The sequence below is a fragment of the Paraclostridium sp. genome (assembly GCF_051657365.1).
GTDB lineage: Bacteria > Bacillota > Clostridia > Peptostreptococcales > Peptostreptococcaceae > Paraclostridium.
This window is the reverse complement of sequence record NZ_JBOFKN010000192.1, coordinates 1-2,859: the sequence shown is the minus strand read 5'-3', so window position 1 is coordinate 2,859 and position 2,859 is coordinate 1. Positions and strand designations below refer to the sequence as shown.

Genomic DNA, 2,859 nt, shown 5'->3' with positions numbered 1-2,859 from the left:
TATAACCTCCTCCGGTAGCTTATTCCATAAGGGTATCACCCTATTTGAAAAGAAGTTTGTTCGAATCCCACCTTTCGAATGGTTTCTTTGGAGACGAAGACAATGCCCTCTTGTCCGATTGTCAGGTAAGAATGAAAATAGTGTTTCAAACTTAATCCCAGACAATCCTTTCACTATTTTAAATGTTTCGATCAAGTCACCCCTTATTCGTCTACGCTCCAGTGAAAACAAGTTGAGGTCCCGAAGTCTCTGATCGTAAGGCTTACCCTTCTGGCCTTCTATCATTCTGGTCGCAAGTTTTTGCACCTTCTCAAGGTGTTCAATATCCTTGCGCATGTATGGAGACCACGCTTGCACGCAATACTCTAGGTGCGGTCTAACTATGGTCTTATACAAAGGCAGAAAAATATCAGGCTTTCTGCATGAGATTGCAGTACGCACCCTGAATAGCTCCCTTCTAGCCTTATTCGCTACAAACTCACACTGTCTAGCCACCTTGAAGTCATTCGTAATTACCACTCCTAAGTCCTTTACCTCAGATGCCATTCTGTATGACCTAGGTTCACCTTCACCTAGCTCCTCCGTTAAACCCAGAATCTGACATTTTTCCTGGTTCAGTGGTAAATCCCACTTTTTAGACCACTTTTTAACCACCTGTATGTCATATTCAAGATTTATCCCTGCAATTTTTACATCATCAGCAAACATAAATGCTGGGTTTCTGAGACTATCCGTTAAGTCGTTAACGAACAGAAGGAATAAAAGTGGACCCAGCACAGAACCTTGTGGGACACCGCTAGTGATTACAGCAGGTGCAGATATACTGTTGCCCACCTTCACACAGAAGTCCCTTTTAAGAAACTGCGCAATCCATTCCTTAACATCCCCTGCTATTCCGAAGCCCTCCAGTTTCCGCAGCAGTAGCTCATGGCATACTGAATCAAACGCCTTACTGAAGTCCAGATAGCATACCTCAACTTTCATACCAGCATCTAGCCGCCCTGTGACCTCATCAAGGAACGACAACAGGTTTGTTAGACATGACCGCTGTTTAACAAACCCATGTTGTGCAGGGTTTAACAAACTATTTTCCGCCAAGTGCTGACAAATCCTTCCACGTATAATTCGCTCCAGACATTTACATAGAACCGATGTCAGGCTCACTGGTCTATAGTTCGTGGCCTTATTCCTTGAACCACTCTTATGTATAGCTACAACCACAGCTGTTTTCCAGTCCTGTGGTAGTCTTCTTTCTGTTAAAGATGTTTGGTACAGGTACGCAACTGGCCTCGTTAGTATACCTGCTAAAGGTTGAATCACAGCTGGATGTAAGCCATCAGGACCTGCAGCCTTATGCTTATTTAAAGCTGATAATTCCCTAAACACATCATCCTCAGATATGTCGAAACCTTCCATTTTAAGTGTACCTTGATCAACTGCCCTGTCATCCAAGGAAGCTTTATTTGGTCTCCTATGTACACTCTTGAAGAATTCCATAAGAGCATCCGCCTTTTCTTGGTCAGATTCCGCAATAGAACCATTAGATGATTCGATAGTTCCAATGCTCTCTCTTATGTTCTTCTTCGATTGCACATAAGCATAGAATCTCTTAGGATTCAGTTTGACCAGCCGAGCTAGCTCAACTTCATACTCATACTGTGCACGTCTCTGAATAGACTGTGCAGAGTTTCTTGCCCTCTTATATGCTTCCCAGGCACTTAGAGTCCTCGTTCCCCAATAAATTTTCCAGTATTTACTCCGGTTCTTTAAGGCTCTATCTATTTTGGGTTTCCACCAAATAGGCCTATTTCTAGATCTCCTCTGCTTGAGAGGTACTAACTCAGTCGTGAGTTTATAGAGCCCATCCTTTATAGATTTCCATCTTTCTTCCAATGTGGGCTGTTCACCTACCGGTATCCAGTCAACCTCTCTCGCTGCCTCCAACAGTTTTTCAACATTAACCCTGTTGAAATTTCTAATCTGTTGTCTTGCACTCCTTTGAGTGACGATAGGCATTATTAGCTTAAGTACCACATGATCACTTTTACATAGTGGTCCTTCTACTTCAACGGATCTAATATCATTGGCATACCTTGTTATTACTAGATCCAAGGTAGACGCCGTTTGTTCGCCTCGAAATCTAGTGGGTAGTTTAATATGCTGCGTGAATGCATTTAGATGCAACCAGTCCAGCAAAATACATCCTACTGTACCCTCAGGCGAATTCTCATGTTCCCATGATATTTCTGGTACATTAAGGTCCCCAACAATAATAAATCTCCTATTTACTCCAGTAAAAACATGGAAAACCCTCATCAATTCTTCGTCTTCCCAGGCTACTGCTAGAGGAGCCCTATATACACAAAGAACTCCCAGTGGCCTACCACCTCTTATTTGCGTTGAGGTTACTTGGACGTTTGGCGTTACCAGCAACGCTTTACCCTCTCCTTGATTTAAATTGGTTTTAACCAACAGGAGCACCCCACCACCCTTCCTGCCATCCGTCCTATCCTGTCTATAGGCCACATATCCCTGAACTAATTGAGAGGGAACCTGGTGCTCTGGTTGCAACCACGTTTCTGTGATTGCTATCAAATCAACACCGTCAGTTCTTTTCATTAGTTCTGCCCATTTCCCATTTAGACTGCCAGCGTTTGTATACCAAAGGGATATACACGCTTTAGACAGTCCTGGAATTCTCTGTGCTTCACCTACCTGGGTCTTAAGACCCGTGGTCTAACCAAGTTTTTTGGTTCCGGAGCACCCAATCTTGTTAATTTTTCGATCTCCCAAGATAGGCCCCCGCTAGTAGTTACAATTCTCAGCACTGTTTCATTCAGGAGTCCATCATCCTGATCT

1 protein-coding gene is annotated in these 2,859 nt (G+C 43.4%); it reads right to left on the bottom strand.

Translation table 11 applies throughout. From position 1 onward, the window contains the following. Positions 1–2,619: reverse transcriptase domain-containing protein (locus ACRCYC_RS15065; RefSeq protein WP_438619936.1), on the bottom strand; the 2,619-nt coding region annotated here is incomplete at its 3' end. Positions 2,620–2,859 lie beyond the last annotated feature (240 nt).